6 protein-coding genes are annotated in these 6,934 nt (G+C 70.9%); 5 read left to right on the forward strand and 1 reads right to left on the reverse strand.

Features of this window, described 5'->3' with window-relative positions; genetic code table 11:
* Positions 1–224: 224 nt before the first annotated feature.
* Positions 225–1,715, forward strand: coding sequence for an SGNH/GDSL hydrolase family protein (locus tag ETD96_RS38320; RefSeq protein WP_205719674.1), 1,491 nt, complete (start codon positions 225–227; stop codon positions 1,713–1,715).
* Positions 1,716–1,880: 165 nt separating this feature from the next.
* Entirely contained in the window at positions 1,881–3,089 is a 1,209-nt protein-coding gene (locus ETD96_RS38325) for a cytochrome P450 (protein WP_171069435.1), read from the forward strand.
* Between the two features lie 80 nt (positions 3,090–3,169).
* Here ETD96_RS38325 and ETD96_RS38330 read toward each other — a convergent pair whose 3' ends face one another.
* Positions 3,170–4,180, reverse strand: coding sequence for an SAM-dependent methyltransferase (locus ETD96_RS38330; RefSeq protein ID WP_338072654.1), 1,011 nt, complete (start codon positions 4,178–4,180; stop codon positions 3,170–3,172).
* 192 nt (positions 4,181–4,372) lie between these two features.
* On the opposite strand from ETD96_RS38330, the gene ETD96_RS38335 reads away from it, so the two are divergent.
* The 3 genes from ETD96_RS38335 to ETD96_RS38345 all read left to right on the forward strand — a co-directional run bounded on the left by ETD96_RS38335 (position 4,373) and on the right by ETD96_RS38345 (position 6,778).
* Positions 4,373–5,542, forward strand: a complete 1,170-nt coding sequence (locus ETD96_RS38335; protein ID WP_138641392.1) for a sensor histidine kinase — start codon at positions 4,373–4,375, stop codon at positions 5,540–5,542.
* 72 nt (positions 5,543–5,614) lie between these two features.
* Positions 5,615–6,322 (forward strand): response regulator transcription factor, encoded by a 708-nt coding sequence (locus ETD96_RS38340; protein ID WP_138641393.1) that lies wholly within the window; start codon positions 5,615–5,617, stop codon positions 6,320–6,322.
* 159 nt (positions 6,323–6,481) lie between these two features.
* Positions 6,482–6,778 carry a chaplin family protein gene (locus tag ETD96_RS38345; protein WP_138641394.1) on the forward strand — a complete coding sequence of 99 codons (297 nt, stop codon included), beginning with the start codon at positions 6,482–6,484 and terminating at the stop codon, positions 6,776–6,778.
* Positions 6,779–6,934 lie beyond the last annotated feature (156 nt).

Here is a 6,934-nt window from a genome sequence, read left to right on the forward strand (position 1 = left end):
GGGGTGTGGTTGGTGGGACTGCAGCGGGATTGGGCGGGGGGTTCGGCTTAAAGTTTCGAAAAGTATCGGGCAGGTTCTCGGGTAAGGTACGCCGACCTGTGGGGGTGGTCAATGGTGGATTGTGGGTTGTCTTGAGTGGTTTGAACGAGGGGTTTTAGTGGCTGGGTGGGTTTGAGTGTGGGGGTTGGTGTCTTTGTGTGGCTCGTCTTGGGTTGCTTGACGGGGTGATCGGCCCGGCGTACGTTCGGCCGACGGGCTTCGAAAGAGATCGAAAGGTTTCGAAGCCTTCGCCTTGGTGTGCAGAGTGCGATCGGAGATGTGTGGTGAGACGTGAACCCCATGCCCGGGGCAGGGGAGTGGATGCGCTTGCGCGACACTCGATGCATCCGGGCGGTCGGATGGTCGCCGTGCTGCTGCTCGCGGTGGCCCTCGTCGCCGCGTCGTTAACCGGGGCGGAAGGGGCGCCGCGGGACGGTGGTGGGCCGGCCGCGCCGAAGATCAGTGGTCACTGGGTCGACAGCTGGGTGTCGATGCCGCAGCTGACCGAGCCGGGGAACATGCCGCCGCCTCCGTTCACACAGGACGACGGGGTCTTCGACGACGCGACCCTGCGGCAGACCGTGCGGGTCTCCGTCGGCGGGCGGAACCTGCGGCTGCGGTTCTCCAACGCCTTCGGCGGCGCGGCGTTGCCCATCACGAAGGTGGCGGTGGCGCTCCCGGCCGACGGGCAGGCCGGGGTGGGCTCCATCGAGCCGGGGACATCGCGGTCCGTGACCTTCCATGGGCGTTCGTCCGTGGTCATCCCGGTCGGTGCGCAAATGGTGTCCGACCCGTTGCAGTTCCCTGTGGCGCCGCGCTCTGTCCTGACGGTGACGCTCTATCTGGCGGACGGTCAGGCGTCTACCAGCATCACGTCCCACCCCGGCTCCAGGACGACGTCCTACATGGTGGCCGGTGATCGTGTTGACGACGCTGATTTGTCTGCGGCGGCCCGTACTGACCACTGGTACTTCCTGAGCGGCCTTGAGGTGTGGGCCAAGCCCGCTACGGCGGCGGCCGTCATGCTCGGCGACTCACTGACCGACGGACGTGGGTCCACGACGAACAAGAACGACCGCTGGCCCGACCAGTTGTTGGATCGGTTGCAGTCACATCCGGCGACGTCCGACATCGCCATCGTGAACCAGGCGGCCGGCGGCAACCGCGTCCTCAACGACGGGCTCGGGCCCAATGCGCTCGCCAGGCTGGACCGTGATGTGCTGGCTCAGAGCGGCGTCCAATGGCTCGTCGTCTTCGAGGGCGTCAACGACATCGGCACCGCGGAGGCCGCTCCGGACGCGCAGAAGCAGGTCGCGGACAGCCTGATCGCCGCCTACGACCAGATCATCGTCCGCGCGCACGCGCAGGGCATCCGGGTGTACGGGGCGACGCTGACCCCGTTCGGCGGCAACACGATGTACGACGACCCGGACGGGTACAGGGAGCGGGCGCGGCAGGCGGTCAACGCCTGGATCCGCACCAGCCGCCGCTTCGACGCGGTCATCGACTTCGATCGGGCGTCGCGCGATCCGGCCGTGACCGGCCGGCTGCTGCCCGCCTACGACGTGGGTGACCATCTGCATTTGAACCCCGCCGGGTACAAGGCCCTCGCCGATGCCGTTCCCGCGGGTCTCTTCCGGCAGCGGCCGCTCCCGTCCACCTTCGGCTTCAACTAGAGGAGCGATCGGCGGCACCGCCGATCTCCATGTGAGCGCGCCAGCCGCCGCGGACCGGGTCGGCCGAGTAGTGGGAGCAGACGGTGACCCGAGCCTCCGGCGGCTGGCGTCCCCAACAGCGGCAAGGTGTCGGAGTCGGGGTGAGATGCGCATATCTTCATGCTCATGAGCGATGTGGCGTATGATCCCTGGTCGGCTGAGTTCGTGGCGGACCCCTACCCGGCGTTCGAGCGGCTCCGTGAGGAGCGCCCGGTCTTCTTCCACGAGCCCACCGGGCAGTGGGTGATCAGCCGGCACGAGGACGTCGACGCGCTGCTGCGCGATCGGCGGCTCGGACGGTCCTACCTGCACATCGCGAGCCACGAGGAGTTCGGCCAGGAGCCGGAGGCGGACTTCCTCAAGCCGTTCTGGGACCTGATCCGGGCCGGGATGCTGGACGTCGAGCCGCCCGTCCACACGCGGCTGCGGCGGCTGGTGTCGAAGGCGTTCACCGCCCGGATGGTCGAGGGCCTGCGCCCGACGATCCGGCGCCTCGCCGGCGAGCTGGCCGGGAACCTGGCCGCCGCGGGCGGCGGCGACCTGCTCGCCGAGGTCGCCGAGCCGCTGCCGGTGAACGTGATCGCCGAGATGCTCGGGGTGCCCGTCGAGGACCGCCACCTCCTGCGCCCCTGGTCGGCCGACATCTGCGGCATGTACGAGCTGAACCCGCCGGAGGACGTGCAGCGCACGGCCGTCCGCGCCGCCGTCGAGTTCTCCGACTACCTGCGCCAGCTGGCCCGCGCCCGGCGGGACGAGCCGCGCGACGACCTCATCACCGCCCTTGCCCAGGTTGCGGACGAGGGCGACCGCCTCACCGAGGACGAGCTGATCGGCACCTGCGTCCTGCTGCTCAACGCCGGGCACGAGGCCACCGTCAACGCGACCGGCAACGGCTGGTGGTCGCTGTTCCGCAACCCGGGTGAGCTGGAGCGGCTGCGCGCCGACGCGTCGCTCATCCCGACGGCCGTGGAGGAGCTGCTCCGCTACGACACGCCGGCGCCGATGTTCGAGCGCTGGGTGCTGGAGGACATCACGGTCGCCGGCGTCGACATCCCGCGGGGTGCGGAGGTGGCGCTGCAGTTCGCGTCCGCCAACCGGGATCCGGCGGTGTTCGCCGACCCGAACCGGCTCGACCTGTCCCGCGACCCGAACCCGCACATCACGTTCGGGCTCGGCGTCCACTACTGCCTGGGCGCCCCGCTCGCCCGCATCGAGCTCGCCGAGTCGTTCGGCGCGCTGCTCCGCGCGGCGCCCGGCCTTCGCCTGGCGGCCGAGCCGGCCTGGAAGCCGGGTTACGTCCTGCGCGGCCTGGAGGCGCTCCACGTGGAGTGCTGAGACCCCAACGCGCCGACGAGCCGAAAGTGCCGTCGACTCGCGGCGTCGGCGTCGGCGTCGTCACGGCCGGTGGAGCGCGGTCAGGTGAGGATGGCCGGGAGCGGGATGCCGACGCTCTGGGCCAGCCATCCGAAGCCGCCCAGGCCGGCCGGGTCGATCAGTTCGGCGTCCTCGCCCGCGTGGCACAGTGCGGCGACGTAGGCGCGCGGGTCGCGGTGGGCGAGGTCCAGCGGCGGGCGGGCGCCGGACAGGCCGAGGGCGCGCAGCGCGTCGCGCTGGGTGGTCAGCAGGGTGGACGTGGCGCCGGCGCGCTCTCCGGCGGTGGTGCAGGCGTCCAGCGCGACGTGGGCGGTGACGTCGCACGATCCGTCCGGCACCGCGGGGACGGTGGCGCCGTCGCGGTAGCCGGTCAGCGTCCCGTACACGGGGCGGGCCTCGCGCGCGTGGGAGTAGTCGACGGCGATCGCGAGCCCGCGGGAGAGCCGTCCGACCACCGAGGCCCAGGCGTTGCAGCGGGGGTGGCCGATCTCGGCGCGGTCCCCGGGGTCGCGGAGCGGCCACCAGCGCTCCAGCCAGTCGCGGTCCTCGTCCGACGGCACGGGGCCGGGGCGCTCCAGGCCGGTGGACGGGTCGACGAGCATGGTCCGGACGCCGTCCGGCGTGTGCTCGACGACGTCCAGCGGCACGTTGTCGAGCCATTCGTTCGCGACGGCGAGGCCGGTGATGCGCTCGGGGAGGTCGGGCCGCCAGGTGATCCGGGACGGGACGTCCGCGGGCCGCGGCGCGATCTCCACCGCCGTCGGGACGAGCCGGGCGGCGAGGTCGTCGGGTGCGCAGGCCAGGATGTTGGCCAGCAGCCGTCCGGACCCGGCGCCGATGTCGACGACGTCCAGCCGCTCGGGGCGCCCGAGCAGGGCGTCGACCTCGGTGAGCAGGCGGACGATGGCGGCGGCGAACCGCGGCGAGGCGTGCACCGAGGTCCGGAAGTGCTCTGCCGGGCGTTCTCCGCGCCGGTAGAAGCCGTCCTCCCCGTACAGCGCCCGCTCCATCGCCGTGCGCCATGTCAGCCATTCGGAAACCAACGCCGCCACGCCTGTGACGTTACCGCGAGCTACACCGTCCCCTGCGCCGCCTGCTGTGGCGCCGTGGTGCGGCTGTGCTGTCCTGGTGCGGCGGGGCATCATGTGCGGTCTCCCAAGGGCTTGCATGGCCATCCTTGGGGTGGACGTGCGTCCGACCTGCGGCTGATCCATGGCTGACCAGCGTGTACATACCCTGTCGGCATGGTGGCGAACGGGTGGGAATGGCTGCGGCGTAAGAAGCCGCTGGTCGACGCGTTCTTCGCGGCCCCTGTCCTACTGCTCTCCCTGCCTTCACTGCTGGGCGGGACCTACGGGCTGAACAAGTACGTGTTCGTTACGGTGACGGTCGCGCTGACCGCTCCCCTCATTCTGCGCCGGACGTTCCCCCGCGCGGTTTTCGCCGTGGTGGCGCTGACGTCGTTCGTTCAGTGCGTGACGGGTGTGTACCCGGTGCCGGCCAACGTCGCCGTTCTGATCGGGGTCTACACGGTCACGGCCGGCGGCTCGTTCCGCTGGGGGCTCGCGTCGGCGCTCGTCGCCGAGCTCGGGGCGGGCATGGCCACGTGGCGCTATCCGTCCGGCGCCGATGACCGCAAGTACACGTTCGTGATGATGACGCTGCTGGTGGCCGGGGTGTACGTGCTCGGCCTCCACATGCGCACGCGCCGCGCCTACCTGCGCTCGGTGGAGGAGCGGGCGGAGCGGCTGGAGCGTGAACGCGACAACGAGGTCAAGGTGGCCATGGCCACCGAAAGAGCGCGTATCGCCAGGGAGCTGCACGATGTCATCGCGCACAACGTCAGCGTGATCGTGGTGCAGGCCGACGGGGCGTCCTACGCGATCGACACCGATGTGGGCCGGGCCAGGCAGGCGCTCGACACGATCTCCTCGACGGGACGCCTGGCGCTGGCGGAGATGCGGCGGCTCCTCGGCGTCCTGCGCGAGGACGACGACGCGGGGGCGTTCGCGCCGCAGCCGGGGGTCGCCGAGCTGGACGACCTGGTGGAGCAGGTCCGCGCGTCCGGGCTGGCGGTGACGTACCAGGTGGAGGGGACGCCGGCGGGCATGTCGGAGGGCCGGCAGCTCACCGTCTACCGGATCGTCCAGGAGGCGCTGACCAATACGCTCAAGCACGGCGGGCCGCGCGCGAACGTGGCGGTCCTGCTGCGGTACGGCGGCGACGCGCTGGAGATCCGGGTGCGGGACGACGGGCGCGGCGCGGCGGCCTTCGACGACGGCCGCGGCCACGGCCTCGCGGGGATGCGGGAACGCGTCGCCGTGTACGGGGGCGAGGTCCACGCGGCCCCGCGCGCCGGCGGCGGGTTCGAGGTGCTGGCGCGGATCCCGGTGCACGAGGAGGTCGCGGCGTGACCCGTGCGCGGCGGTGGACGGGCCGGGAAGCGACGGATGCGGCAGAGGCCGAACACGAGGCGGAGGGCGAGCATGACGGACTTTGATGACCTGGCGGAGCCGGCGGGGCCCATCCGGGTGGTGCTCGTGGACGACCAGGAGCTGGTGCGGGCCGGGTTCAAGATGGTGCTGGACGCGCAGCCCGACATCGAGGTCGTGGGCGAGGCGGGCGACGGCGTGCAGGCGTTGGAGCTGCTCCGGACGACGCGGGCCGACGTCGTGCTCATGGACGTGCGGATGCCGCGGATGGACGGGATCGAGGCGACGCGCCTGGTCGTCGCGCAGGCCGGGCCGAAGGTCGTCATCCTGACCACGTTCGACCTCGACGAGTACGCGTTCGCGGCGATCAAGGCCGGGGCCGGCGGGTTCATGCTGAAGGACGCCGGGCCGGCGCAGCTCATCGAGGCGATCAAGGCGGTGCACTCGGGGGACGCGGTGGTGGCGCCGAGCACGACGAAGCGCCTCCTGGACCGGTTCGCGGTGCATCTGCCGGACGCGGCGGAGAAGGCGAACGGCGCGCTGGAGACCCTCACGGAGCGTGAGGGCGAGGTGCTGCGGCTCGTCGCGCGCGGGATGTCGAACGCGGAGATCGCGGGCCGGCTCTACGTCTCGGAGGCCACGGTCAAGACGCATATGGGACGGATCCTGATGAAGCTGGGCCTTCGCGACAGGGTGCAGGCGGTCGTGTTCGCCTACGAGACAGGTCTAGTCAAAAGCGGTCAAAGGGGTCACACCCCGTAACGACTTGATTACCCCATGGTGACCATTTGCCTTCGGGATGGGGGACGGACTTGTCCTACCTGAGAGTAGCTGCGTAACTACCGTACGCGACGTCGTCTTCGCGGGCGACGTCGGCAATGTCAGAACGGGCCCGCTAAGCCCACGTACGGGAGGACTCTCATGTTCAAGAAGCTCGCCGCCACCGGCATCCTCGGCTTCGCGGTCGTCGGCTCCGCCCTGGCCTCCACGCCCGCCTACGCCTCCACCTACGGCGGCGGCCACGGCCACGGGCACGGCCACCACCACCACGGCGGCGGCGTCGGGAACAACAACCACACCAGCGGCAACGGCTCGATCCTGGGAGGCAACCAGGTGATCGTGCCGATCTCCGCCCCCATCAACGTCTGCGGCAACAACATCATCACCGTCGGCATCACCTCCGCGTCCTGCAAGGGCGGCGCGTCGGTGCACAACTGATCAACCCCTCACCGACAGGCCACTGACGGGGGCCCTCGCACCCGTCACCGGAGCGCCGGAGACCTCCCCAAGGTCTCCGGCGCTCCTCCGTTCTCCGGGCTTCTCCGTTCTCCGGGCTTCTCCGTTCTCCGGGCTTCTCCGTTCTCGGTGCGCAGC

Origin of the sequence: Actinomadura geliboluensis (assembly GCF_005889745.1) — a bacterium.
GTDB lineage: Bacteria > Actinomycetota > Actinomycetes > Streptosporangiales > Streptosporangiaceae > Spirillospora > Spirillospora geliboluensis.

Coding starts and splice junctions, on each gene's coding strand:
- ETD96_RS38340 (WP_138641393.1), top strand. CDS start 5,615: ATGACGGACTTTGATGACCTGGCGGAGCCGGCGGGGCCCATCCGGGTG.
- ETD96_RS38325 (WP_171069435.1), top strand. CDS start 1,881: ATGAGCGATGTGGCGTATGATCCCTGGTCGGCTGAGTTCGTGGCGGAC.
- ETD96_RS38345 (WP_138641394.1), top strand. CDS start 6,482: ATGTTCAAGAAGCTCGCCGCCACCGGCATCCTCGGCTTCGCGGTCGTC.
- ETD96_RS38335 (WP_138641392.1), top strand. CDS start 4,373: ATGGTGGCGAACGGGTGGGAATGGCTGCGGCGTAAGAAGCCGCTGGTC.